We start from the raw sequence: 24,991 nt of genomic DNA, 5'->3' as shown, positions 1-24,991 counted from the left end.
ACTCACGCGTTTTGAAAGGGGTTAATGATAAGAATGATTGAATTTGAAAAGCCTAACATTCATAAAATTGAAGAAACAGATAATTATGGAGAAGTTGTTGTAGAACCACTTGAACGTGGATATGGAACGACTCTTGGAAATTCATTGAGACGTACATTGTTATCATCACTTCCAGGTGCTGCTGTTACCAGCATCCAGATCGATGATGTATTGCACGAATTTTCAACAATCAAAGGGGTTGTTGAAGATGTTACTCAAATTATCCTGAATGTTAAGAAAATTTCTTTGAAATTAGATGGGCCAGAAGATGAAGAAGAAAATTTGGAAATCGATGTAATTGGTCCTGCTGACGTTACCGCTGGAGATATTCAAGCTGACGGTGATGTAACTGTTCTGAACCCTGATTTGCACATCGCAACCGTTGCTGAAGGTGCCACATTCCATATGCGGTTAACTGCCAACAAAGGTCGTGGGTACGTTTCAGCTGTTGAAAACAAGAAACGCAGTTCTGAAATGCCTATTGGTGTGCTCCCCGTCGATTCTATTTATACCCCAATCGAACGTGTCAACTATCAGGTTGAAAGTACACGGGTTGGTCAACGTGATGATTTCGATAAGCTGACTTTGGATATTTGGACTGATGGTTCAATTACTCCTAGTGAAGCTGTTAGTTTAGCAGCTAAGATCTTAACTGAACATTTAGAGATGTTCGTTGACTTAACTGATGAAGCTAAGAACACCGAAATCATGGTTGAAAAAGAAGAAACCCACAAAGAAAAAATGTTGGAAATGACAATTGAAGAATTGGACCTTTCAGTTCGTTCATACAACTGTCTTAAACGTGCCGGCATTAATACTGTTCAAGAACTTACAGAAAAGACCGAAGCTGATATGATGAAGGTTCGGAACCTTGGCCGTAAGTCACTTGAAGAAGTTAAAGAAAAGCTTGCTGCATTAGGCCTTTCACTTCGCAAAGAAGACTAATTAAAATAAAGAAGGAGGACATCTAATTATGGGTTATCGGAAATTACAACGTACTAGCGCACATCGTCGCTCATTGCTTCGTAACTTGACTACTGAATTAATTATTCATGGTCAAATCATTACTACTGAAGCTAAAGCAAAGGAAGTCCGCTCAACTACCGACAAGATGATTTCACTTGGTAAGCGCGGCGATTTACACGCCCGTCGTCAAGCTGCGTCATTTATTCGCGACGTTGTTGCTGATGTTAAAGAAGATGGTGACGATATTAACGTTACTACTGCTTTGCAAAAGGTATTTGGCGAACTAGCTACAAAGTATGCTGATCGTAATGGTGGATATACACGAATTTTGAAGACTATGCCTCGTCGTGGCGATGGTGCTCCAATGGTCATTTTAGAGTTAGTTGACTAACTAGTATTAAACCAAATCACATATTTATCACGAGAATCACTCAGGTTTTTGGTATAGAACGTTATGATGGTGGAACATAGTTCCTAGTCTAGTTTGAATGTGGGAATTATCTCATGCACCGATTACCTGTAAGTGATTTTTTTGTACATACAATTACTTGGCATAGCATAACGTGAGGAATATCATGAAAGACATAATTCAAATCAAAAACATCTCGTTCAACTACCCAGATCAACCCATACTTTTCAATAATTTATCAATGAACGTTCATGAAGGGGAGTGGACGGCTATCATTGGTCAAAACGGTAGTGGTAAGAGTACTTTAGCTCGTTTAATCGATGGCTTAATTGTTCTGAAGTCAGGACAGATCGTAGTTGACGATCTCGTTGTTAATGATGATAATATTTTTGATATTCGTAATAAAATTGGCATGGTTTTTCAAAATCCTGAGGACCAATTTGTTGGCGCAACTGTTGAAGATGATGTTGCTTTTGGACTGGAGAACCGCCAAGTTCCCCGCGAACAGATGCATGAAATTGTCGAAAAGAGTTTGAAACAGGTTGGAATGTGGGAGTTCCGAGACCGGATTCCGGCTAATTTATCTGGTGGTCAAAAGCAACGGGTAGCAATTGCTGGAATCGTTGCACTTAGTCCCAAGATCATTATCCTGGATGAAGCTACCAGCATGCTTGATCCCCGTGGCCGCCAAGATATTCTTGATTTAGTCTATAAAATCAAACAGGATAATCACTTAACAGTCATATCAATCACACATGATATTGATGAGGCTGCGGGTGCTGACAGGGTCATCGTTGTCAACAAGGGATCAATTGTTGAGGAAGACAAACCTGACAACATCTTTGGTGATATTTCAAAGTTAAAATCGATTGGTCTTTCCGCTCCATTTACTTCACAACTTATAATGGCGCTCAAAAAGCGTGGCATAGATTCGCCCTATCAATATTTGAACGATAAGAGGTTAATAGCATGGATCAAGAAATTAGTTTCAACCAAGTAACCCATACTTATCAGGCTGATACGCCTTTTGCCCAAAATGCGCTGGACAAAGTTTCTTTAAAAATTGCTCCCAACTCGTTTACGGCCATCATTGGTCACACAGGGAGTGGAAAATCTACTCTGGTTCAACACATCAATGCTTTATTGAAATCAACATTTGGTGAGATTGAAGTTTATGGACGACAAATTACGCCAAGCACAACCAACAAGAACCTTAAACAGCTGCGCAAGCATGTTGGAATGGTTTTTCAATTCCCTGAAAAACAGCTTTTTGAGGAATCGGTTATTAAAGATATTATGTTTGGCCCAAAAAATTATGGGGCTTCCGATGCTGATGCCGAAAAAAGTGCTGTTAAGGCCATGAAACTGGTTGGGTTGGATGCTTCTTTACGTGACCAGTCGCCCTTTGATCTTTCTGGTGGGCAGATGAGGCGAGTTGCGATCGCCGGTGTTTTGGCCATGAATCCTGAAATTTTGATTTTGGATGAGCCAACCGCCGGTCTTGATCCGCACGGACATAAAGAAATTATGGATCTGGCCCAAGGACTGCATGATCATCGAAATATGACGATTATTCTTGTTACCCATCAGATGGATGATGTCGTAGATTATGCATCTGACGTGATTGTCATGGATAGGGGCCAAGTCGTTAAACACGGAACCCCCAGTCAAATCTTTGCTGATCCGAAATGGGTTTATAAGATGCACCTCGATTTGCCAAGCAGTGGTGAATTTGCGACTAGACTCATTCGTGCGGGAGTGCCTTTAGAGAAGACACCTTTAACAATTGAAAATCTTGCAGATGAGATCGTTCATCTGATTCAAGGAGGCAACCACACCGATGAGTAATTTCTTATTTGGCCGTTACCTTCCAGGAAATTCTTGGATCCATCAAATGAGCCCGCAATCCAAGTTAATGCTGAGTTTTTATTTTGTCATTATTATATTTTTTGCAAATAACATTTGGACATATGGTACGTTGAGCGTTCTGATTCTATTTGTCGTTTTAATGTCAGGCGTATCAATTGGGTACTTTTTAAAAGGAATTCGGCCATTAATTTGGTTGATTATCTTTACGGTTTTACTCCAGATCCTGTTCAGTAGTGGTGGGCACGTCTATTGGCATTTCGGCCCATTCTCTGTGAGTGACACCAGTTTAATCAATGGTGGCTATATCTTTGTCAGATTCTTGTTGATTATTATGATTTCAACGGTTTTGACCTTAACAACGACGTCATTAGCGATTGCAGACGGCGTCCAAACCGTCTTAAAACCTTTGAAAAAAGTTCATTTTCCAGTTGATACACTCGCTTTAATGCTCTCCATTGCGTTGCGTTTTGTACCTACATTGATGGATGAGATGGAAACAATTCTCAATGCGCAACGATCCCGAGGAGTTGATTTTGGGTCCGGCAGCCTCCGTCATCGGATTCAGGCAGCCGTTCCATTGCTGGTTCCGTTATTTACGGGGGCAATTAATCACGCTGAAAATTTATCAACGGCCATGGAAGCTCGCGGGTTTACAGACAGTGAGCACAGAAGTAAGTACAGAGTGTACCGTTGGCAGAAAAAAGATACCATTAGCTGGATCATCTTTTTATTTGTTGGCATTTTGATTTTATTTATAAGAAATAATTGAGGTGATCATGATTCGATATAAAGTGACATTGGCATACGACGGCACACTCTTCAGTGGCTTTGAACGCCAACCGGACCGACGAACCATTGAAGGCGTCTTAACCCAAAAGGTCAATATTATGGCCAAAAACCCGGATCCAGCCATCGTTGTATATGGATCAGGGCGGACTGATGCCGGTGTTCACGCATTAGGGCAGGTGGTTCATTTTGATTTTCCGTTTGACCTCCCGACCAAAGCCATATATCGTGGCCTTAACAGTCTTTTGCCGTTAGATATGGAAATCAAAAAGGCCGAAAAGGTTTCGGACACATTTCATGCCCGGTATGACGTGTCTGGCAAGCGATATGTATACAGATTGGATTTAGGTGAATTTAAGGATCCGTTTAAGCGGAATTACACCGGGAACTGGCGTTTTCCAATTGACATTGAAAGAGTCCAGACGGCGATGAAGGATTTTATCGGCGAACACGATTTCAGTAGTTTTGTTGCATCGGGTTCAACTGCTCGGTCAAACATTCGGACGATCTATGAAGCCACCGCTTATTTGGATAAAGAAGCCAATGAAATTCGATTGGAGTTCTATGGCAATGGCTTCCTCTATAACATGGTTCGAATCATGGTGGGGGTAGTTGTTGAGATTGGATCCCAGATGCGCCCTGAGCACGATATATTGCGTCTGTACGACGTTAAGGATCGTGACCAGGCTCGGCGGACGATGCCGGCTTCCGGTTTATACCTGAAAAAAGTCTATTATGAGGGTGAAGATCCGCAACATCCAACAAAAATACCAAAACATCAACGATAATTTATGAAACTGATTGACATTTTTAGAAATAATTTGTATTATGTTAATTGGTATTGTTTGCCCCACGATAAGCCCCGGAATCTTATTTGGTGTCGAACAAACACAGGAACATGGAGGAATTTAACGTGCGTACAACTTATATGGCAAAACCTGGTGAAGTAGAACGTAAATGGTATGTTGTTGACGCAACAGACGTATCACTTGGACGTTTAGCTTCAACAGTTGCATCAATCTTAAGAGGTAAGAACAAACCTACTTTCACACCAAACGTTGATACTGGTGACAATGTTATCGTCATTAACGCAAGTAAAGTGAAATTGACAGGTCATAAGGATACTCGGAAGATTTACTATCACCATACTCGATTTATTGGTGGTATCAAGTCAAGAACTGCTGGCGACTTCCGTGAAAAGAACCCTGAAAAGCTTATTGAAACTTCAGTTAAAGGAATGCTCCCTCATGGAACATTAGGTCACAAGATCGGTTTGAAGTTACATGTCTATGCAGGTCCTGATCATGATCATCAAGCTCAAAAACCAGAAGTATTAGACATTAATAACCTAATTTAAGGAGGAATTCACTTTGGCTCAAGTACAATATCGCGGCACTGGCCGTCGTAAAGATTCAGTTGCTCGAGTACGTTTAGTACCCGGAACTGGAAAAATTATCATGAATGACAAAGCAATTGAAGATTACATTCCATTTGCTAACTTGCGAGAAGTTGTTGTGCAACCATTCAACGTTACTGAGACTTTAGGTAATTACGATACCTTAGTTAACGTTAACGGTGGTGGATTCTCCGGACAAGCCGGAGCAACTCGTCATGGAATTGCTCGTGCATTGCTTTCCGTTGATCCCGACTTCCGTGGACCATTAAAGCGCGCTGGTTTGTTAACTCGTGACGCTCGTATGAAAGAACGTAAGAAGCCAGGTCTTAAAAAGGCTCGTAAAGCTTCACAATTTTCAAAGCGTTAAAATATACTTTGTATTATCAAAAACACTTCTCCTTGGAGAGGTGTTTTTTTATTGAGATTATTTTAAGCTTGCGACTAAAATGATATTCCACTGCAAAATTGTATTAGAATACAACCCGTTATTGTATAATGAGTCCATCAAATTTAAAGGGGTAACAACTCATGCCTGTTAAGAAGAAAACGTTACGACTGAATATGTTGGCGATGTTTATTGCAATTATTTTACTGCAGACTTCAATTCCATTAATTGGCTATATTCCAATTGGACCTCTTGAAATTACGATTATTCCGATGACCGTCGTTGTTGCAACCATTTTGCTTGGAACAGTTGATGGCGCCATTATTGGTGGTGTCTGGGGATTCACGACGTTTGTGAGGGCTTTTGTCTGGCCAACCAGTCCGTTGGCTGCCATTGTCTTTGTTAATCCGTTAATCTCGGTTATTCCCAGAATTATGATCGGGGTTGTTGCTGGACTCACCTACACGTATTTCAAGAAGCATTTAAAAAGCCAAACGGTTGGTATCTCGATATCTGCAGTTTTGGGATCCTTAACGAACACGATCCTTGTTTTAGGGCTGATTTATGTATTTTATAAAGCTAAAGCACCGCAACTTTATCAAATTAACATCAAAGAATTATTGCCATACTTGTTGGGAGTCGTTGGAACCAATGGGATTCCCGAAGCAATCTTTAGTGGCATTGTGACACCGTTGATTGCAATTCCGGTTAAAAAGATATTTGATAGAACCGCTAGATAAAAAAAGAGACCTTGCACGAATATGCAGGGTCTACTTTTAAATCATTATTTCTTGTTGGATTTCTTGGACTTTGAATTTTTTGAAGGCTTTGATTCGTCCTCATCTTCATCATCGTCAACTTCGGGTTGAGGTGCAGCCTTAATCATCTTGAGATGACGGTTGTTAATAACAACTTTCTTGTGGTACTTGTCAATGATTTCAGGATCATTTGATTCAAAGGTTATCAAAAATGAGTTGGTATAACTCTTATCAATATAGCCGTTAAATGTTTGCTTTTCGATCTTGAATGAAACCTCGTCACCAACATGAAATTTTGATTGTGCTTCAGATACTTCGGTGTTTTTAGCCATTGGTTTTCATCTCCAGATTTAAGTGTCAAATGATAACATAACCGAAATTACAGGGTTTGTCAATTCTTATGCACTAACATTAATAGGAGTTGACTAAATTTTGTTTGTCTTTATGCCCGTTTATCGTTAGAATTAATTTTAAAGTTAGAAAGTTTGAGGTTGGATTGGCAAAATATAAGAAAGGGCGGAAACGCCGAGCAAAACAAGCGAACATGATTCTGATGTTAATTCTCATTGCCTGCGGGTTGGTCATTATTTTTGGCTTCCATGCATTATATGAGAATGGGTATAACTCGAATAATGTTCAAAATCAAAGTGATCCGGTGGCTGTTGAACACCGTAAATTCATTAACAAGCTGGCACCGCAAGCCCAGCGTCTCCAAGGACAGTACAATATTCTTCCCAGTATAACTTTGGCTCAAGCAATTTTGGAATCAGATTGGGGCAGCAGCAAGCTGGCAAGTAAGTACTACAACTTGTTTGGCGTTAAGGCACAAGACAATACGACAAAGTCGGTCTATTTAAATACCCAGGAATTTGTTAATGGGCGTTATGTCACAATTAAGGCGAGATTTCAAGTATACCGTGATTGGAACGAATCCCTTGCTGATCACGCCAAATTGCTTGCCTACGGGACGAAATGGAACCCCCAGCAGTACAAGGACGTCATTGCGGCAGACAACTACCTGCAGGCAGCAGATGGCCTTCAGCAGGATGGCTACGCGACAGACCCTACTTATACCAAGAAATTGATTGCCATAATCAAACAGTACAAACTTTACCAATATGATGATTAGAAAGGAATTTTGAGATGGACTTACTTAAGAAACGGATATTAGAGGACGGCACTGTATTACCAGGAAACGTATTGAAGGTAGATAATTTCTTAAATCACCAGGTCGATGCCAAATTAATGGATCAAGTCGGCAAAGAATTTGCCCGCCTATTTAAAGATGAGGGAATTACCAAAGTTGTGACAGTTGAGTCATCCGGAATTGCACCGGCTTTGACCACTGCCATTCATATGGGGGTTCCTTTGATCTTTGCCCGTAAGCATAAGAGCTTAACTTTAACCGATAATCTCTACACCGCCAGTGTTTATTCTTATACTAAACAAGTTAGCAACGACATCAGTGTGGATAAACGTTTCTTGAAGCCGGATGACAAAATCTTGATCATCGACGATTTCTTGGCCAACGGTCAGGCAGTTCAAGGATTATTGGAAATTGCCAAATTGGCCAACGTTTCGGTTGCCGGAGTTGGAATTGTCATCGAGAAGAGTTTCCAAAAGGGCCGTTCGATGATTGAAAAGAAGGGTGTCAGACTTGAATCACTTGCCCGAATTGCTTCATTAGACAACCAAAAGGTCACATTTGTTGAATAACGATTCTCTAAAAATGGTACTATAAGTTCAGTGGCGAATAACTATTAGTGATAATTACGAAATGAAAGTAGTGAATTAATTGGCAAACGCAAATGTCATCTATCCCGGTCAAACAATTGGAATTTTGGGAGACAGTATTAGTACTCCCACTTTGTTAGCCCATGCAAAACAGATGGGTTTTAACATTGGAATGTATAGTTCAAATGAAAACAGCAAAGCAATGGAGCAGGCGGATTATAAATATATTGGTCCGTATAACGACAAAGAGACTTTAAAAATGTTTGCTGAACGCTGTGATGCTGTTATTTATGATAATCAGTACATTGATTCTGATGTTGTCAGATATATTTCTCAATTTACAGCAGTTCCCCAACAGGATGGAATGCTGGATATTGTTCAAGATCGTTTAATTGAACGGACATTTTTTGAGACACTGAATATTAATATGGTGCCATATTCGACAATTGTCACTCTGGAATATATTTATCAGGCGATCAATTCAATTGGCTATCCGGCAATTTTAAAGCCGATTCAGCGAGGCTTGAACGGCGGTAAAGAATTACAGATTAAGAATCAGGCCGATATTGTATTGGCGTCAGGATTCTTGGATTCTGGAACTTATATTTTGGAGTCATATGTTGAGCATGATACCGACTATTCTGTCGTGGTCACCCGGACAGCATCCGGTTCGACAGTGATGTTTCCACCCGTTGAAGTGGTCTATGTTGGCGAGCAATTGATGACTGCCTATACGCCGGCTCAACTTGATCCGAGCGTCAAAAAGGAAATGGAACGGATTACCAATGAAATTGCCAAAAATGTGAACTACGTTGGAACCTTTGAAGTTTCATTATTTCTCGCAAAGAGTGGGTCGATTTATGTTAGCCGCATCGCTCCTAAATTAAGCCCAGCCGGATTTGTTTTTGATTATGCTGCCAATGTGGATGAATTTGAACAACATTTGCGGGCAATCGCCGGATTACCGTTGACTAAGATTATTCCAGGTATTGCAACCGTCTTTCAAGCAATTCGACAACAAGAATATCAACGTGTTCAAACTCAATGGGTGATCAAAGATAACTGGCACTTTACCTTTTACGGCAACCATCCCAGCGATGATAAGCAGTGTGTCGGCCACGTTTTGATTCCAACCGAATCGATTTCAGATACCTTAGTTAAACTTGAAGCGACCGGCATCTGGAAAGACGTCGATTATAAAACAAAATATAGCAATATGTAGAGAGTCGGGAAGCCGACTTTTTTGTTATAATTAAAAAGACAAACGAGAGAGGATGGAATATTTAGTGGCAGAAGAAAGTTTATTAGCAGGTTTGAACAAAGATCAAAAAGATGCTGTTGTTCATACCGAAGGACCGGTTTTGATTATGGCAGGAGCCGGTAGTGGAAAAACAAGGGTTTTAACCCATCGAATTGCCTACATAATTGAACATAATCACATTATGCCTTGGCGGATTTTAGCAATTACTTTCACCAACAAGGCAGCTCGAGAGATGCGTGAACGGGTATCCAAGCTGTTGGGTGAAGGTGGCAATGACGTCTGGGTTTCAACGTTTCATGCACTGTGTGTTCGAATTTTACGTCGACACATTGACTTACTGGGCTATAACAAAGCATTTACGATTGCCGATACCAGTGAGCAGCGGACGTTGGTCAAAAGAGTTCTCCGAGATCTGAACATTGATCCCAAGAAATTTGATCCACGCTCCGTACTTTCAAGCATTTCAAACGCCAAAAACGATTTATTGACTCCCAAACAATTCAAAGTACAGGCAATTAGTGCATTTGATCAGATCGTAGCAGACGTGTATGAACGTTATCAGGCAGAACTCAAGCAAAACGAATCACTTGATTTTGATGACCTGATTATGATGACGATTCAGTTGTTTGATGAACATAAAGATGTTTTAGCTGACTATCAGGATAAGTTCCAGTACATTCACGTTGATGAATATCAGGATACCAACGAAGCTCAGTATCAACTGGTTAATACATTGGCTAAAAAGAATCAAAATATTTGTGTTGTTGGTGATGCCGACCAGAGTATTTATGGTTGGCGTGGTGCCAACATGCAAAACATCCTTGATTTTAAGAAGGATTATCCGGCTGCACATGTTACCTTGCTGGAACAAAATTACCGTTCTACCAAGACAATCCTGAACGCGGCAAACGCGGTTATTGAGCATAATGACAACCGGGCGGATAAAAATTTATGGACTGAAAATGCGAAAGGCGATCAGATTTCCTATTATCGTGGCCAAACTGAAAATGATGAGGCCCGGTATGTGGTTGCCAAAATTCAAGAAGAAATGGCTAAGCCAAAACGAAATTATGGCAGCTTTGCGATCCTGTATCGAACCAACGCACAGTCACGAGTGATTGAAGAGACTCTGCTCAAATCAAACATTCCTTATACCATGGTTGGTGGGCACAAATTTTATGATCGAAAAGAAATTCGGGATGCCTTATCATATCTCACACTTTTAGCTAATCCCAATGATTCAATGAGTTTCGAACGGGTTATTAATGAACCCAAACGGGGAATTGGCCAGACCAGTATTGAACGGTTAAGACTATTTGCCAATGATCATGGCTGGAGTTTATTGGAAGCAGCCAAGAATGTGGATTTGGCCAATCAAATTTCCACCCGGGCAAAAAATTCAATCTCAGATTTTGAACACACAATGAGTGAGATTTCTGCCAAAATGGATGAAATGTCGATTACCGAAATTACTGAAGAAGTTTTGGATAAAAGTGGTTATTTAAGTACTTTGAAAGCCTCCAAGTCCCTTGAAGCCCAAACCAGGCTTGAAAACTTGGAAGAATTCATTTCTGTTACCCAAAAGTATGATGAGGATAACGAAGGCGAAACCGGCCAGCAAAACCTGGTTAATTTCTTAAGTGATTTGGCCTTGGTTTCTGACCAGGATAGTCTTGAAGAAGATAATGCCCAGGTTACTTTGATGACTCTTCATGCTGCTAAAGGTTTGGAATTCCCAGTTGTCTTTTTGATGGGGATGGAAGAGGGATTGTTCCCACTTTCAAGAGCTGCTGCAGATGAATCAGAATTACAAGAAGAACGTCGACTGGCATATGTGGGAATTACCCGTGCCAAGGAAAAATTGTATATTACCAATGCCTATTCCAGAATGCTTTATGGTCGCCGCCAGAATAATCCCGAATCACGATTTGTTAATGAAATCATTCCGGAATTAATTCACAGCGACAATCAACAGCAGACTGATACTCCGCTTACCACGCCGTTTGACCGCCGAACACGACGGGCAACAGCCACAACTTATCACCGTCCTGCTCAAGTGAAAGAATCACCTAAGGGAACGGGGGCCGACAAAAAGGCCTGGTCCGTTGGTGACAAAGTTTCCCATAAGGCTTGGGGAACCGGGACAGTTGTTAAGGTAGCCGGAACCGGCGAAGATATGGAACTTGATATCGCCTTTAAACAAGAAGGTATTAAGCGGTTGCTTGCGGCGTTTGCGCCAATTAAAAAGCAGGAAAATTAATCAACAGAAGGTGTTATTGTGGCATTTGAAAATGTTTCCGAGAAAGAAGCAGCCCAAAAAGCTGCCCAGCTCCGGACTCAGTTAAATAAGTGGGCTGATGAATATTACACTTATGATTCTCCCAGTGTGGAAGACTCGGTTTATGACAAAACCTATCAACAGCTGGTTGAACTTGAAGCCAAGTTTCCACAGATTGTCACACCTGATTCACCAACCCAAAAAGTGGGTGACCACACGTTACCCGGATTTACCAAGGTTAATCATGAAATCCCCATGCTTTCACTGGGGGATGTGTTCTCCAAGGAAGAACTGGGGGAGTTTGTTGATCATCTAACCGAAAATGATTCGGTTGAATTTGAATATAATTGTGAATTAAAAATTGATGGTTTGGCAATTAACTTGCGGTATGAAAATGGAATCTTTGTTCAAGGTTCCACTCGTGGGAATGGCCAAATCGGTGAGGACATCACCCGTAATTTAAAGACCATTAAGTCCATTCCGCGAAAGCTCACCCGACCAATTAATATTGAAGTTCGTGGTGAGTGTTATATGCCAAAGGAATCTTTTGCCGAACTAAATGAGCAGCGGCAGTTAAATGGTGAAGCACCCTTTGCCAACCCCAGAAACGCCGCTGCCGGCAGTTTGCGACAGTTGGACCCACGGGTAACCAGAATCCGGAAATTGAGCACGTTTATGTATAATGTGGCCGATATTGACGATCTTCAATCGGATACTCAAAGTGGCATGCTGGAGGAACTAAAAGATTTGGGATTTACCATTAATCCCGATTACAAAGTTGCCCACAACATGGATGACATTGATGGATATGTGGATAAATATAAGGATTTGCGGGATGGTCTTCCTTACGGGATTGACGGAATCGTTATTAAGGTTAATTCATTGCCATTGCAACGTTCATTAGGCGCAACGGTCAAAGTTCCAAGATGGGCAATTGCTTACAAGTTCCCACCCGAAGAAGTTCAGACGGTTGTTAGAGATATTGAGTGGACAGTTGGCCGAACCGGCGTCGTTACTCCAACTGCTGTGATGGATCCGGTAACGTTGGCTGGAAGTACGGTTAGCCGAGCATCTTTGCATAACCCCGATTATTTAGAGGAAAAAGATATTCGGGTTGGTGATACCGTCAAACTGCATAAGGCAGGAGATATTATTCCAGAAATTTCGCAGTATATTACTGAGAAGCGGCCAGCGGACAGTCAGGCATATGTCATTCCAACCAAATGTCCGTCATGTGGTTCAACACTGGTTCATTTGGATGAGGAAGTTGCCTTGCGGTGTATCAATCCACAGTGTCCGGCTCAGTTAAAAGAAGGGTTAACCCACTTCGCATCCAGAGACGCGATGAATATTGACGGGCTTGGACCAAAAATCATTGCCCAATTATTTGAAAAACACATGGTTTCGGATGTTGCCGGTCTTTACGACTTGTCATTTGATCAGTTGCTGACCCTTGATAAATTTGGTGAGAAGTCCGCAACCAAGCTGCTTTCTGCAATCGACGACAGTCGTGGTAATTCATGTGAACGGCTATTATATGGACTGGGAATCCGTCACGTTGGCATTAAAGCTGCCCGATTAATTGCTCAACGTTTTAAAAATATTGATAAGGTTATGCAGGCAAGCGCGCAAGACATTGCCGAAATTGCTACAATGGGAATGACTATTGCTGACAGTGTTGTGACGTATTTCTCAATGCCTGAGTCCAAGCAGTTGATTCAGCAGCTCAAACAAGTCGGCGTGAATATGGACTATTTGGGCGTAACGGATGAGCAGCTTGCCGAAAGCGACTCTTTCTTTAATGGAAAACGGTTCGTTTTGACTGGGAAACTGCAAAACATTACCCGTCCTGATGCGACTCAATGGCTTGAAGATCATGGTGCCAAAGTCAGCAGTTCAGTTTCAAAAAATACAGACGTGGTTGTTGTGGGAGAAGATCCCGGCAGCAAGTACGATAAGGCAAAAAGTCTCGGCATCGAGACCTGGGACGAAGAACGTTTCCACCAGGAAATGGCCGATGAAAAGTAACAATGGAGGAACGAATCGTGAAAAAAATTATCCTGGGAATTTCAATCATTCTGTCAGGATTCATGCTGGCAGCGTGTGGGAGCGTTGATAATTTATCAAAAGATACGAGTAACTCAAGTGGATCAAAGTCGAAGACCCAGTTAACCGGCCAGACCAACACTGATTACTACCAGGGAGTTATTAAAAATGGCCGTTACCAAACCAGTAAGTCCCGTGGCGTTAGTGTTTCACAAGAGTCCAACCAATTTAACATCAAAGGATTTGAAAATGGGCTTTTGGATATCTCGAAAAAAGAATTTTCAACTAAAAAGTATGTTTTCCAAGAAGGCCAATATCTTTCAACCAGTACAGTTGAAAATTGGCTGGATAGAAAGTCCAAATCCAATCCCAAGGGCTTAAATCCGGTTAAATCAAAGTCAACCAGTCCAAATACCAGAAACCCGGTTTATCTTTCTCAAATTGATGAACAGGATTTCATGACCCAAAGCGGTAAATCACTTCGATTATCCGGAATGACCATTGGTTTGGGAATCAACTCGGTTGATTACTATAAGAAAACCGCCTATGGTCCTACTTATCAAACGAACATTTCGAATGCTCAAGTTAAAAAGCACGGAAAGGCGATTGCCAACCAGGTTATCAAACGGCTGCGACAGCGCAAATCTTTGAAGAACATTCCAATTATCATTGCGTTGTACAAGCAGGCATCTGATGACAGTCTGGTTGGTGGAAACTTCTTTGCTTATTCGGTAAATGACGATGGTGAAACCAAAGTTGCCAAGTGGAATAAGATTAATCAGAAGAACTATGTATTTCCACTGCAATCATCTAAAAAAGGCCCAAGCCAAAATGATGCCGATTCATTTGATAATTTCAAATCCGAAATTCAGGGCTTCTTCCCGAACTTGAGTGGGGTAACTGCTCAGGCACAATACACGGATGGCTCATTGAGCGGGATGAATATCAGTATTACCACCCAATTTTATAGCCAGACTGAAATTATCAGTTTTACCCAATATATTCAAAATGCCGCTCAACGATACTTGCCGGCAAATGCACCAATTGACATCACTGTTTCATCGACGGAAGGCATTCAAAGTTTCTTGAGTCGGAAACAGAATGAGAAGAAATTCTCGGCTCATATTTTCAATAGTTATTAATTTTTAAAAAATGCCATTATTTCTATGGTAAAATTATTGTTGTTATTAAATTTTGGACATTCAGAAGAGAGAAGGATTTCAATGACTGAAAAGATCTCCGAGGATCAAGTAAAACACGTTGCTGAATTGGCAAAATTAAAGATTGCCGATGATCAACTGCCATATTTCACGACCCAGCTGGATCAAATTATTGGTTTGTTTGAAACATTGAGTGAGGTTGACACTGACGGTGTTGAACCCACAAGTAGTGTAACTGACCAAATTAACGTTATGAGAGACGATGTTGCCGAAGACTGGCATCAACGCCAAGCACTTCTTGATAATGCACCTGATACAGCCGATGGCTACATCAGAGTGCCAACCATTATTGATGAAAGTGGGGAAAATGAATAATGAATTATTTTAATCAATCACTCAAGAGTATCCACGAAAAGCTCGTCAATAAAGAAATTTCAGCAAAAGATCTCACTCAACAAACTCTTGATAACATTAAAAAGGTTGATGGTGACATCAATGCCTTCTTAACTGTTGACGACGAGGGTGCTTTGAAGAAAGCATCTGAAATTGATGAAAAAGGTATTGATTCCGACAACTTATTGTCAGGCATGCCGATTGCTATCAAAGACAATATGGTTACAAAAGGCTTGAAAACGACTGCAGCTTCAAAAATTTTGGAAAACTTCAAACCAATTTTTGATGCAACCGCCGTTAAAAAATTACAGGATCTTGATACCATCAATGTTGGTAAAACAAACATGGATGAATTTGCCATGGGTGGTTCTACTGAAAATTCAGCTTTTAAAGTGACCCATAATCCTTGGGATACAACTAAAGTTCCTGGTGGTTCGTCAGGTGGTTCAGCAGCAGCTGTTGCCGCCGGTGAAGTCTTAGCAGCCTTGGGATCAGATACTGGTGGCTCTATTCGTCAACCAGCCTCATTTAATGGGGTGGTTGGAATGAAGCCAACTTATGGCCGGGTTTCTCGTTGGGGATTAATTGCCTTTGGTTCAAGTTTGGATCAAATCGGACCGATTACCCGTAACGTTTTCGACAATGCGACTGTATTGAATGCCATCGCCGGTCACGATAAGCACGACTTAACCTCATCAACTAAAGAAGTTCCGGACTTTACCAGTAATCTTGATAAGGGCGTAAAAAGACTAAAGATTGGAATTCCAAGTGAATTCATGGCCCAAGGGCTTGATGATGATGTTAAACAAACTGTTTTAAATACCGCTGATACATTTAAAAAGCTTGGTGCAACTGTTGAAGAAGTTTCGTTGCCACATACCAAGTACGGTGTTGCAGCTTATTACATTATTTCTTCATCTGAAGCTTCATCAAACCTTCAACGATTCGATGGTATCCGTTACGGCCGTCGAGCAGAGAATATTAAAAATCTTGATGACCTTTACGTTAAATCTCGTTCCGAAGGGTTTGGGGATGAAGTAAAACGTCGTATTATGTTAGGAACATTCTCACTTTCAGCTGGATTTTATGACGCATACTTCAAGAAAGCTGCTCAAGTTCGAACTCTGATGATTAATGACTTTACTAAAGTATTTAAAGATTATGATTTGATCTTGGCACCAACTGCACCAACTCCTGCTTATGGTATTGGTGAAGATGTTTCTGACCCAATGACGATGTATATGAATGATGTATTGACACTTCCTGTTAACCTTGCAGGGCTGCCAGGAATGTCAATTCCAGCTGGATTCTCAAACGGCTTGCCTGTAGGTGTTCAACTAATTGGCCGACCATTTGACGAATCAACAATTTACCAAGCCGGAAATGCATTCGAACAAAATACTGACTTTGGTAAGCAAACACCCAAGATGGGAGGAAATAACTAATGAATTTTGAAACCACTATCGGGCTTGAAGTGCACGTGGAGTTAAAGACCCACTCTAAAATCTTTAGTCCTTCTCCTGTAGAATTTGGTGACGAACCCAACTCAAACACCAACGTGATTGATTGGGGATATCCTGGTGTCTTGCCAACCACTAATAAAGGCGTTGTTCATGACGGAATTATGGCTGGCTTGGCATTACATGCCACAATTGAAAAAAATCCCCACTTTGATCGAAAAAACTATTTCTATCCTGATAATCCAAAAGCTTATCAGATCACTCAATCTGAGAAACCAATTGCTCATGATGGTTGGGTTGAGGTAGAAGTTGACGGCCAAAAGAAGAAAATTGGAATTGCAGAAATGCATATTGAAGAGGATGCCGGAAAGAACACTCATGAATCTGAGCATTCATTCGTTGATTTAAACCGTCAAGGCACACCTTTAATTGAAATCGTATCAAAACCAGATATTACTTCACCTGATGAAGCATACGCTTATTTGGAACAATTACGTCAAATTGTCCAGTTTACTGGGATTTCCGATGTCAAAATGGAAGAGGGATCAATGCGAGTTGATACCAACATTTCTATTCGACCAGTTGGACAAAAAGAATTTGGTACCAAAGTTGAAATGAAAAACATTAATTCATTCAACTATGTCAAAAAGAGTCTTGAATATGAAGAACAACGTCAACAACGAGTTATTATGTCCGGTGGGACTATTCAGCAAGAAACCCGACGTTTTGATGAAACAACTGGTCAAACGGAATTGATGCGTGTTAAGGAAGGTTCCGATGACTACCGTTACTTCCCAGAACCAGATTTACCAGCATTGACTATTTCACAAGACTGGATCGATTCGATTGCAAAAGAACTTCCAGAACCACCTGCCAAGCGTCGTGAACGCTATGTCAATGAATTGGGAATTACCGATTACGATGCAATGGTTATCACCCAGACCAAGGAAATGTCCGACTTCTTCGATAAGATGATTGCTGCCGGTGCGGCTGCCAAGTTGGCTGCCAACTACCTGCAAGGTGATGTCAATGCCTACATGAACGACAACCAGGTTGAATTGCAGGACACCAAGATTACACCAGAACATTTGGCAACAATGATCAAATTAATTACTGATGGCACTATTTCATCAAAGATGGCTAAGAAAGTCTTCAAAGCCATTACCAAAGGTGAAGAGCCTAAGAAGTTTGTTGAAGAAAAAGGAATGGTTCAATTATCAGATCCTGCCAAGCTTCAACCAATTGTTGATGAAGTGGTTGCTGCCAACCCTCAATCAGTTGAAGATTTCCATAATGGTAAAGATCGTGCTATCGGTTACTTGGTTGGTCAGATTATGAAACAGACCCATGGGAAAGCTAACCCACAAGTTATTAACAAAATGCTAAAAGATTCAATGAGTAAATAGAAAGTCAGGATAAATATGCGAAAACGGGCCCGGGTTATTTATAACCCCACTTCGGGAAGAGAGCTTCTCAAGCAAAAGTTAGTCGATATTTTAAATATTTTTGAGCAGGCTGGTTATGAAACCAGCGCTTATGCAACAACTCCTGCCAAAGACTCTGCCAAAAACGAAGCGCGTCGAGCTGCTGAAGATGGATTTGAATTGGTAGTTGCCGCAGGCGGGGATGGAACGATTAATGAGGTCGTTAATGGGATTGCACCATTAAAGAAACGCCCCAAGATGGCGATTATTCCTGCCGGAACCACCAATGATTATGCTCGTGCATTGCATATTCCAAGAGAAGATCCGGTAGAGGCTGCCAAGGTTGTCTTAAAAGATCAAACGATTCGAATGGATATCGGCCGCGCAGGTGACAATTACTTTATCAACATTGCTGCCGGTGGCTTGTTAACCGAGTTAACCTATGATGTTCCTTCGGACTTAAAGACCTTCTTTGGCTATTTGGCCTACCTGGTTCGTGGAGCAGAACTATTGCCCCGAATTAAGCCAATTGAGATGGATTTGAAATACGACGATGAAGAATTTAAAGGTAAAGCATCAATGTTCTTCTTGGCGCTGACCAATTCAGTTGGTGGTTTCGAACAAATTGTGCCGGATGCCTCTTTGGATGATGGAAAGTTCACCTTGATTATTGTTAAAACCAGTAACTTGGTAGAAATCCTTCATCTGGCTTCGAAAGTCCTTAATGGCGGTCGCCATGTGGATGATCCCAGAATTATTTATAAAAAGGTTCGCAAGGTCACAGCTAAACCAGTCAATGATCGCATGCAGATCAATTTGGATGGTGAATATGGCGGTGACGCACCGATGACCTTCGTTGATCTTAAGCAGCACATTGAATTCTTTGCCAACACGGATGAAATCCCAGATGACGCTTACTCGGATGAAACCAACGAGATGAAGAGAGTCGAAAAGAACTTCGTCAAAGGCGTTGACAAACTACCAGATAAAGAATAGTTTAATAAGATGTTATAATTGCGTTACGAAAGTTTTCGTTTCGCAATTTTTGTTTCTAAGATTAAAAAGGTGAATAAATGAAAAAATCAGTACCAGTAGAAAAAAACCAGAATTATGACGTTGATATTAGCGATTTGACCTATCAAGGCTTGGGAGTTGCCAAGATTGATGATTTCCCAATCTTTATTGAGAATGCCCTTCCCACTGAAAATGTGACAATGAAGGTCATCAAGGTTAAGAAGAACTTTGCTTTTGGCCGAGTTGTCAAAATCAACAAGAAGAGCAAGGACCGGGTTGAGTTGGTGGATAAAGCCTATACTCAAACTGGAATTGCCCCTCTGCAGCATTTGAAATACGATGCTCAGCTGAAGTTTAAGCAACATCAAATTGAAGTTGACTTCAGTAAAATGAAGTTGGATGTTAAAGTGGATCCGACAATCGGGATGGATGATCCAACTCATTACCGTAACAAGGCTCAAATTCCAGTGAGAATGATTAACGGCAAGCTCCAAACAGGATTTTACCGCAAACATTCTCATGATTTGGTACCAATTGAGGACTTCTATATTCAAGATCCTAAGATTGATGAAGCAATTGTCGTTGTTCGTGATATCCTTCGTAAATTCCGAGTTCAACCATATGATGAAGAATCTAACAAGGGTGTTGTTCGAAACATCATGGTGCGTCGTGGCCATTATTCTCACGAGATGATGATTGTTTTAATTACCCGGACTGAAAAATTACCAAGCAGTGGTGAAATTATCGCCGAGATTACGAAGTCGTTGCCGGAAGTAAAGAGTATTGTTCAAAACGTTAATCCGCAAAAGACAAATGCTCTGATGGGCAAGAAGAACAAGGTGTTGGCCGGAAAGAGTACCATTGAAGATACCCTGTTAGGCTTGAAGTTTAATATTTCTGCAAGCTCGTTTTATCAGGTCAATCCCGTTCAGACTGAGAAGCTCTATGATTTGGCAACTAAGAAGGCTGATTTATCAGCTGACGACGTTGTGATCGATGCTTATTGTGGGATTGGAACGATTTCTCTTTCAATGGCTCGCATTGCCAAACAGGTTTATGGGGTTGAAATTGTTCCCGAAGCTGTTGAAGATGCTAAAAAGAACGCTAAGCTGAATGATTTAACCAATGTTCATTTTGTTGCCGCAAAGGCTGAGGATCAGATGGCTAAATGGCAGGAAGATGGCTTAAAGCCTGATGTCATTTCTGTTGATCCACCACGTAAGGGCCTTGACGCCAGCTTGATTGACAGTGTGGTTAAGATGCAGCCTAAGCGCGTGGTTTACGTTTCATGCAACCCCGCAACGTTGGTACGAGATGTCAAATTGTTCTCTGACCAAGGCTATGAGGTTAATCAACCAATTCAGCCGGTCGATCAATTCCCGCAAACTGTGCACGTTGAATCAATTACCGTTTTGGAACGTCAAAAGTAACCGACGAACGTCAAAATTCCTTGAATTTTGGCGTTTTTTTGTGCCTCAAATCAAAAAAGTTGAATTATTTTATAAAACGTGCTGGAAATCCCATTGTGAAAGTAAAAGTAGCAACCCTGGCAACTAATCAGCGTGAGCCATCGCCAAACGGCTTAGTTCTTTATCATATCAAGGATCAAATCGGTTACACCTCTTAAATTGTAGATCCTTGCTGTTGTGCTAATCATTTGAAAGTACTCTTAATATTTGTTAAGGTTTTATATGTCGTTCAATTACTTGCAGCCGCACATCTTGTGGCCGTGAGTGGTTGATTTTTATTTATTACGAGTATTGATAAGGAGGGGCACATGACAGCAAAATTACAAGTGCAACATCTTACCAAAATTTTTGGCCGGCGAATTTCACGGGCTCAAGAATTATTAAAGCAGGGTAAGTCAAAGGCTGAAATCTTAAAATCAGTCGGTGCAACGGTTGGTGTTAACGATGCCAACTTTGAGGTCAATGATGGTGAAATCTTCGTAATCATGGGGTTATCAGGAAGTGGTAAGTCGACGATGATTCGAATGATCAACCGTTTAATTGAACCTACTTCAGGTAAAGTGTTGATTGATGGTGAAAATTTAACAGATTTGAGCAAAAAAGAATTGCTGAATGTTCGTCGCAATAAGATGAGCATGGTCTTTCAAAACTTTGCACTGTTTCCTAACCGGACAATCATTGAAAATACGGCTTATGGATTGGAAGTTAAGGGCGTTGATAAAGATGAGCGTCTGAAGAAGGCCCACGATGCGTTGGAACTTGTTGGCCTTCATGGCTATGACGATCAATATCCAACCCAGTTATCCGGTGGGATGCAGCAGCGGGTTGGCTTGGCCAGAGCATTAGCCAACGATTCGCAAATCCTGTTGATGGATGAGGCCTTTTCCGCCCTTGATCCGTTGAACCGAAAAGATATGCAGGATGAATTACTGGATTTACAGGAAAATCTTCATAAGACCATCGTTTTTATTTCTCACGATTTAAATGAAGCTTTGCGTATTGGTGATCGAATTATGATCATGAAAGACGGTGAGATTGTTCAGACAGGAACCCCTGAAGAGATCCTGACTCAACCTGCCGATGCGTATGTTGAAAAATTCATCGAGGATGTTGACCGGACCAAGGTCTTAACCGCGGCTAACGTTATGATTCGACCCACCTTTGTCAACATTGATAAAGATGGTCCAAGAATTGCCATGCGTAGAATGCGTGAAAATGAAATTTCTTCTGTTTACGTTGTGAATAGCAAGCGTGAGTTTGTGGGGGTTGCTGACGCCGACCACGTGATGGGACTCATTAAACAGAAAAATCCTGATTTGATGTCGGTTGTCCAAACTGATGTGCCAACCACATCACCGGATACTCCGATTACGCAAATCATGGAAACAATCTCTCAGACCCCGATTCCCTTTGCGGTGGTTGACGAGAACCATCATTTATTGGGAATCATCATCCGTGGTGCTGTGTTGGGTGCCATTTCAGGAAATGAGGTGACAGAAGATGAATAACATTCCTCAATTACCAGTTTCATCCTGGATTGATAAGTTTGTTGACTGGCTGGCCGGATTCGAAGGCTTCTTCAATGGTGTGACCAACTTCATTGGTGGCATTATCAGTGGTTTTCAATGGGTCTTTGATGTCCTGCCAATCTGGCTGTTCATGTTACTTGTTCTGGGTGCCACGTACTGGTTAAATCGAAACACCAAGCACTGGACTTTATTGATCTTTGAAGCGATTGGTCTGTTGTACATTTGGAACCAGAGATTTTGGCGTGACATGACCCAAACCTTGACGTTGGTTCTCACATCCAGCCTGATTGCGTTAGTGATTGGTGTACCACTTGGTATTTGGATGGCTAAATCAAGGGTATTTGCGGTGATTAATAAGCCGATTTTGGATTTCATGCAGACAATGCCAGCCTTTGCTTATTTAATTCCAGCCGTTGCATTCTTTGGTATCGGAATGGTCCCAGGGGTCATTGCCTCTGTGATTTTCGCAATGCCACCGACAGTTCGAATGACCAACTTGGGGATTCGTCAAGTACCCAATGATTTGATAGAGGCTGCGGATTCATATGGTTCAACCGGGTGGTAAAAGCTGTTTAAAGTTCAGCTGCCACTGGCTAAATCAACGTTGATGGCCGGCGTCAATCAAAGCATGATGCTGTCACTTTCGATGGTGGTTATTGCCTCAATGATTGGTGCAATGGGTCTTGGAAACAAGGTCTACTTTGCGGTTGGTCGAAATGATGCTGGTGGTGGATTCGCCGCTGGTTTGGCAATTGTTATCCTTGCCATCATTCTTGACCGGATTACCCAAGCGATTAACCGAACCAAAGTCCCTAAGTCATAGAAAGGGGTTATTATGCGAAAAATCAACAATAAATTTCTCTTAACAGTTGCGTTGTTCTTCTCGATAATTCTCCTGTCAGGCTGTGGCAGTAAGCCGGCCAAGTACAATCCCAATGAGAGCCTTGGCAAACAGATTAACTACACGATTACTGGGATTGAAGCGGGCGCCGGGATCATGTCCAGTACCCAAAAAGCCATGAAAGCTTATGGACTGAACGACGATAAATGGCAGTTGCAAACCAGCTCTACCGCTGCTATGACCAGTACCCTGGGCAAAGCAATTAAAAATCACCAACCGATTGTTGTTACCGGGTGGACACCGCACTGGATGTTCACGAAGTACAACTTGAAGTTCTTGAAGGATCCAAAGAACGTTTATGGTAAAGCAGAGGATATTCACACCATCGTTCGAAAAGGCCTGAAACAAGATAAGCCCGAGGCTTACGAAATGTTGAACCGCTTCAACTGGAAGCCCAAACAAATGGCTGATGTGATGCTTAAAGTCAACAATGGTGAAGATCCGCATAAGGCTGCCAAAGAGTGGATTAAGGTAAACCCAAAGCAGGTTGGTACTTGGACTAAAGGCATCAAACATGTTCACGGACAATCGATCAAGTTAACATATGTTGCCTGGGATTCAGAAATCGCTTCGACCAACGTTGTTGCGAATGTGCTCCGTTCTCTGGGTTATAAAGTTGAGATCCAAGCAATGGAAGTTCAGCCATTGTGGGCTTCAATTGCCACAAGTGCCGCTGACGGAATGGTCAGCGCTTGGTTGCCAACAACCCAAGGACTTTACTACAAAGACTATAAGGGCAAGTTTGATGATTTAGGTGTCAATCTCCATGGCGCCAAGGTTGGTCTTGCCGTCCCAACTTATATGAAGAATATCAATACAATCGAAGATTTAAAGTGAAAAATTGATCTTCGGACCAAATAAAATATCAAATTGATTCTTGTTTATCCCCCGATGTCACTGGCATCGGGGGTTCCTTTTATATACAACGCTCACTATTTCACAGGATAGAACAAAATTTCATCAAACCTCTTTACATATGTTCTGCTTTCCTGTAAACTATCCCTATAAAGAAATGAAAGGGGTTACATTACCATGACAAAACAACTAACGACCGCTCAATTAGCGAAATATTTAGACCACACAAACTTAAAGCCAGACGCAACTGAGGCCAGCATTCGTCAGACCTGTGAAGAAGCGATCAAGTACAATACTGCTTCTGTCTGCATTAACTCACACTGGATTCCTCTAGCTGCAGAGCTTCTGAAGGACACGACGGTTAAACCGATTACTGTTGTCGGCTTCCCATTAGGAGCCACCAACACTGAGACGAAAGTTTATGAAGCCATTACCGCAATTGATGATGGCGCGGAAGAAATCGACATGGTTTTAAACGTTGGTGAGTTAATTGGTGACAATCTTGATTATGTAACTGCCGACATTCAAGCAGTGGCAGAAGCTGTTCATGCCAAGAACAAAATGTTAAAAGTAATTTTCGAAACTTCATTCCTGAATGATGATCAAATTGTTAAAGCATGTCATGCTTCAGAAAATGCAGGTGCCGATTATGTGAAGACATCAACCGGGTTCAGTTCCGAGGGAGCAACTCTTCATAACGTTGAATTAATGAGAAAGACAGTTGGTTCCAAGCTGGGTGTTAAAGCATCCGGTGGCATTCATTCCCGTGAAGAAGCTCTGGCAATGATTGGTGCCGGTGCAAGTCGATTGGGAGTCAGCGCAACGACCAAGATTTTATCTTAGGTTACCAGTCTTAGGG

24 protein-coding genes and 1 pseudogene are annotated in these 24,991 nt (G+C 41.5%); 24 read left to right on the top strand and 1 reads right to left on the bottom strand.

What is annotated here, in order from left to right; all coding sequences use genetic code 11:
* The first annotated feature begins 33 nt into the window (after positions 1-33).
* From DNL43_RS00940 to DNL43_RS00900, 9 genes are all read left to right on the top strand, one after another.
* On the top strand, positions 34-984 hold the full coding sequence (locus DNL43_RS00940; RefSeq protein ID WP_054769025.1) for a DNA-directed RNA polymerase subunit alpha: 951 nt from the start codon (positions 34-36) through the stop codon (positions 982-984).
* A 28-nt stretch (positions 985-1,012) separates the two neighbouring features.
* Positions 1,013-1,396 carry a 50S ribosomal protein L17 gene (gene rplQ / locus DNL43_RS00935; RefSeq protein ID WP_054769024.1) on the top strand — a complete coding sequence of 128 codons (384 nt, stop codon included), beginning with the start codon at positions 1,013-1,015 and terminating at the stop codon, positions 1,394-1,396.
* 184 nt (positions 1,397-1,580) lie between these two features.
* A complete protein-coding gene (locus DNL43_RS00930; protein WP_056983230.1) occupies positions 1,581-2,414 on the top strand; it encodes an energy-coupling factor transporter ATPase in 834 nt (277 codons plus the stop codon).
* The gene (locus DNL43_RS00925) at positions 2,384-3,262 is read left to right on the top strand and encodes an energy-coupling factor ABC transporter ATP-binding protein (RefSeq protein WP_056983228.1); all 879 of its coding nucleotides are present in this window, start codon (positions 2,384-2,386) and stop codon (positions 3,260-3,262) included. The genes DNL43_RS00930 and DNL43_RS00925 overlap by 31 nt, the downstream gene beginning before the upstream one ends.
* On the top strand, positions 3,255-4,052 hold the full coding sequence (locus tag DNL43_RS00920) for an energy-coupling factor transporter transmembrane component T family protein (protein ID WP_054769023.1): 798 nt from the start codon (positions 3,255-3,257) through the stop codon (positions 4,050-4,052). The genes DNL43_RS00925 and DNL43_RS00920 overlap by 8 nt, the downstream gene beginning before the upstream one ends.
* Positions 4,053-4,059: 7 nt before the next feature.
* On the top strand, positions 4,060-4,857 hold the full coding sequence (gene truA / locus DNL43_RS00915) for a tRNA pseudouridine(38-40) synthase TruA (RefSeq protein ID WP_056983226.1): 798 nt from the start codon (positions 4,060-4,062) through the stop codon (positions 4,855-4,857).
* A 125-nt stretch (positions 4,858-4,982) separates the two neighbouring features.
* Positions 4,983-5,426 (top strand): 50S ribosomal protein L13, encoded by a 444-nt coding sequence (rplM, locus tag DNL43_RS00910; protein WP_054769022.1) that lies wholly within the window; start codon positions 4,983-4,985, stop codon positions 5,424-5,426.
* A 13-nt stretch (positions 5,427-5,439) separates the two neighbouring features.
* Positions 5,440-5,832, top strand: a complete 393-nt coding sequence (gene rpsI / locus DNL43_RS00905) for a 30S ribosomal protein S9 (RefSeq protein ID WP_003559561.1) — start codon at positions 5,440-5,442, stop codon at positions 5,830-5,832.
* Between the two features lie 161 nt (positions 5,833-5,993).
* The gene (locus DNL43_RS00900) at positions 5,994-6,590 is read left to right on the top strand and encodes an ECF transporter S component (protein WP_054769021.1); all 597 of its coding nucleotides are present in this window, start codon (positions 5,994-5,996) and stop codon (positions 6,588-6,590) included.
* Positions 6,591-6,634: 44 nt separating this feature from the next.
* Here DNL43_RS00900 and DNL43_RS00895 read toward each other — a convergent pair whose 3' ends face one another.
* Positions 6,635-6,940, bottom strand: coding sequence for a hypothetical protein (locus tag DNL43_RS00895; RefSeq protein ID WP_054769020.1), 306 nt, complete (start codon positions 6,938-6,940; stop codon positions 6,635-6,637).
* Positions 6,941-7,161: 221 nt separating this feature from the next.
* Here DNL43_RS00895 and DNL43_RS00890 point away from each other — a divergent pair, with 221 nt between their 5' ends.
* From DNL43_RS00890 to deoC, 15 genes and pseudogenes are all read left to right on the top strand, one after another.
* Positions 7,162-7,737 carry a glycoside hydrolase family 73 protein gene (locus DNL43_RS00890; protein ID WP_054769045.1) on the top strand — a complete coding sequence of 192 codons (576 nt, stop codon included), beginning with the start codon at positions 7,162-7,164 and terminating at the stop codon, positions 7,735-7,737.
* Positions 7,738-7,751: 14 nt separating this feature from the next.
* Positions 7,752-8,324, top strand: coding sequence for a xanthine phosphoribosyltransferase (locus DNL43_RS00885; RefSeq protein ID WP_054769019.1), 573 nt, complete (start codon positions 7,752-7,754; stop codon positions 8,322-8,324).
* Positions 8,325-8,403: 79 nt separating this feature from the next.
* Complete coding sequence (locus DNL43_RS00880; RefSeq protein WP_109249113.1) at positions 8,404-9,564, top strand: ATP-grasp domain-containing protein; 1,161 nt, start codon at positions 8,404-8,406, stop codon at positions 9,562-9,564.
* Between the two features lie 52 nt (positions 9,565-9,616).
* Positions 9,617-11,863, top strand: coding sequence for a DNA helicase PcrA (gene pcrA / locus DNL43_RS00875; protein WP_279592786.1), 2,247 nt, complete (start codon positions 9,617-9,619; stop codon positions 11,861-11,863).
* 18 nt (positions 11,864-11,881) lie between these two features.
* On the top strand, positions 11,882-13,909 hold the full coding sequence (gene ligA, locus DNL43_RS00870) for an NAD-dependent DNA ligase LigA (protein WP_056983221.1): 2,028 nt from the start codon (positions 11,882-11,884) through the stop codon (positions 13,907-13,909).
* Positions 13,910-13,926: 17 nt separating this feature from the next.
* Positions 13,927-15,069 carry a CamS family sex pheromone protein gene (locus tag DNL43_RS00865; protein ID WP_095344804.1) on the top strand — a complete coding sequence of 381 codons (1,143 nt, stop codon included), beginning with the start codon at positions 13,927-13,929 and terminating at the stop codon, positions 15,067-15,069.
* A gap of 81 nt (positions 15,070-15,150) precedes the next feature.
* Entirely contained in the window at positions 15,151-15,462 is a 312-nt protein-coding gene (gene gatC, locus DNL43_RS00860) for an Asp-tRNA(Asn)/Glu-tRNA(Gln) amidotransferase subunit GatC (RefSeq protein ID WP_054769018.1), read from the top strand.
* Entirely contained in the window at positions 15,462-16,925 is a 1,464-nt protein-coding gene (gene gatA, locus DNL43_RS00855) for an Asp-tRNA(Asn)/Glu-tRNA(Gln) amidotransferase subunit GatA (RefSeq protein WP_056983217.1), read from the top strand. Before gatC ends, gatA begins: the two co-directional genes overlap by 1 nt.
* Positions 16,925-18,346 carry an Asp-tRNA(Asn)/Glu-tRNA(Gln) amidotransferase subunit GatB gene (gatB, locus tag DNL43_RS00850; RefSeq protein ID WP_056983215.1) on the top strand — a complete coding sequence of 474 codons (1,422 nt, stop codon included), beginning with the start codon at positions 16,925-16,927 and terminating at the stop codon, positions 18,344-18,346. Before gatA ends, gatB begins: the two co-directional genes overlap by 1 nt.
* A 15-nt stretch (positions 18,347-18,361) precedes the next feature.
* Positions 18,362-19,360 (top strand): diacylglycerol kinase, encoded by a 999-nt coding sequence (locus tag DNL43_RS00845; RefSeq protein WP_054769017.1) that lies wholly within the window; start codon positions 18,362-18,364, stop codon positions 19,358-19,360.
* A 77-nt stretch (positions 19,361-19,437) separates the two neighbouring features.
* Entirely contained in the window at positions 19,438-20,808 is a 1,371-nt protein-coding gene (gene rlmD / locus DNL43_RS00840; protein WP_056983213.1) for a 23S rRNA (uracil(1939)-C(5))-methyltransferase RlmD, read from the top strand.
* 347 nt (positions 20,809-21,155) lie between these two features.
* Positions 21,156-22,355, top strand: a complete 1,200-nt coding sequence (locus tag DNL43_RS00835; protein WP_056983212.1) for a quaternary amine ABC transporter ATP-binding protein — start codon at positions 21,156-21,158, stop codon at positions 22,353-22,355.
* Positions 22,348-23,199: pseudogene (locus DNL43_RS00830) on the top strand (ABC transporter permease). Before DNL43_RS00835 ends, DNL43_RS00830 begins: the two are co-directional and overlap by 8 nt.
* A 12-nt stretch (positions 23,200-23,211) precedes the next feature.
* Positions 23,212-24,114, top strand: coding sequence for a glycine betaine ABC transporter substrate-binding protein (locus DNL43_RS00825; RefSeq protein ID WP_156644965.1), 903 nt, complete (start codon positions 23,212-23,214; stop codon positions 24,112-24,114).
* A gap of 195 nt (positions 24,115-24,309) precedes the next feature.
* The gene (gene deoC, locus DNL43_RS00820; protein WP_054769015.1) at positions 24,310-24,975 is read left to right on the top strand and encodes a deoxyribose-phosphate aldolase; all 666 of its coding nucleotides are present in this window, start codon (positions 24,310-24,312) and stop codon (positions 24,973-24,975) included.
* Positions 24,976-24,991: the final 16 nt, after the last annotated feature.

The organism is Lentilactobacillus kefiri (assembly GCF_009739535.1).
Taxonomy (GTDB): domain Bacteria; phylum Bacillota; class Bacilli; order Lactobacillales; family Lactobacillaceae; genus Lentilactobacillus; species Lentilactobacillus kefiri.
Note: the sequence above shows the minus strand (reverse complement) of the source record. Positions and strands in the feature narration are given on the sequence as shown.

Excerpts from the sequence above, each read along its gene's own strand:
- DNL43_RS00940 (WP_054769025.1), top strand. The coding sequence starts at position 34 with ATGATTGAATTTGAAAAGCCTAACATTCATAAAATTGAAGAAACAGAT.
- rplQ (WP_054769024.1), top strand. The coding sequence starts at position 1,013 with ATGGGTTATCGGAAATTACAACGTACTAGCGCACATCGTCGCTCATTG.
- DNL43_RS00930 (WP_056983230.1), top strand. The coding sequence starts at position 1,581 with ATGAAAGACATAATTCAAATCAAAAACATCTCGTTCAACTACCCAGAT.
- DNL43_RS00925 (WP_056983228.1), top strand. The coding sequence starts at position 2,384 with ATGGATCAAGAAATTAGTTTCAACCAAGTAACCCATACTTATCAGGCT.
- DNL43_RS00920 (WP_054769023.1), top strand. The coding sequence starts at position 3,255 with ATGAGTAATTTCTTATTTGGCCGTTACCTTCCAGGAAATTCTTGGATC.
- truA (WP_056983226.1), top strand. The coding sequence starts at position 4,060 with ATGATTCGATATAAAGTGACATTGGCATACGACGGCACACTCTTCAGT.
- DNL43_RS00900 (WP_054769021.1), top strand. The coding sequence starts at position 5,994 with ATGCCTGTTAAGAAGAAAACGTTACGACTGAATATGTTGGCGATGTTT.
- DNL43_RS00895 (WP_054769020.1), bottom strand. The coding sequence starts at position 6,940 with ATGGCTAAAAACACCGAAGTATCTGAAGCACAATCAAAATTTCATGTT.
- DNL43_RS00890 (WP_054769045.1), top strand. The coding sequence starts at position 7,162 with ATGTTAATTCTCATTGCCTGCGGGTTGGTCATTATTTTTGGCTTCCAT.
- DNL43_RS00885 (WP_054769019.1), top strand. The coding sequence starts at position 7,752 with ATGGACTTACTTAAGAAACGGATATTAGAGGACGGCACTGTATTACCA.
- pcrA (WP_279592786.1), top strand. The coding sequence starts at position 9,617 with ATGGAATATTTAGTGGCAGAAGAAAGTTTATTAGCAGGTTTGAACAAA.
- gatC (WP_054769018.1), top strand. The coding sequence starts at position 15,151 with ATGACTGAAAAGATCTCCGAGGATCAAGTAAAACACGTTGCTGAATTG.
- gatA (WP_056983217.1), top strand. The coding sequence starts at position 15,462 with ATGAATTATTTTAATCAATCACTCAAGAGTATCCACGAAAAGCTCGTC.
- gatB (WP_056983215.1), top strand. The coding sequence starts at position 16,925 with ATGAATTTTGAAACCACTATCGGGCTTGAAGTGCACGTGGAGTTAAAG.
- DNL43_RS00845 (WP_054769017.1), top strand. The coding sequence starts at position 18,362 with ATGCGAAAACGGGCCCGGGTTATTTATAACCCCACTTCGGGAAGAGAG.
- rlmD (WP_056983213.1), top strand. The coding sequence starts at position 19,438 with ATGAAAAAATCAGTACCAGTAGAAAAAAACCAGAATTATGACGTTGAT.
- DNL43_RS00835 (WP_056983212.1), top strand. The coding sequence starts at position 21,156 with ATGACAGCAAAATTACAAGTGCAACATCTTACCAAAATTTTTGGCCGG.
- DNL43_RS00825 (WP_156644965.1), top strand. The coding sequence starts at position 23,212 with ATGCGAAAAATCAACAATAAATTTCTCTTAACAGTTGCGTTGTTCTTC.
- deoC (WP_054769015.1), top strand. The coding sequence starts at position 24,310 with ATGACAAAACAACTAACGACCGCTCAATTAGCGAAATATTTAGACCAC.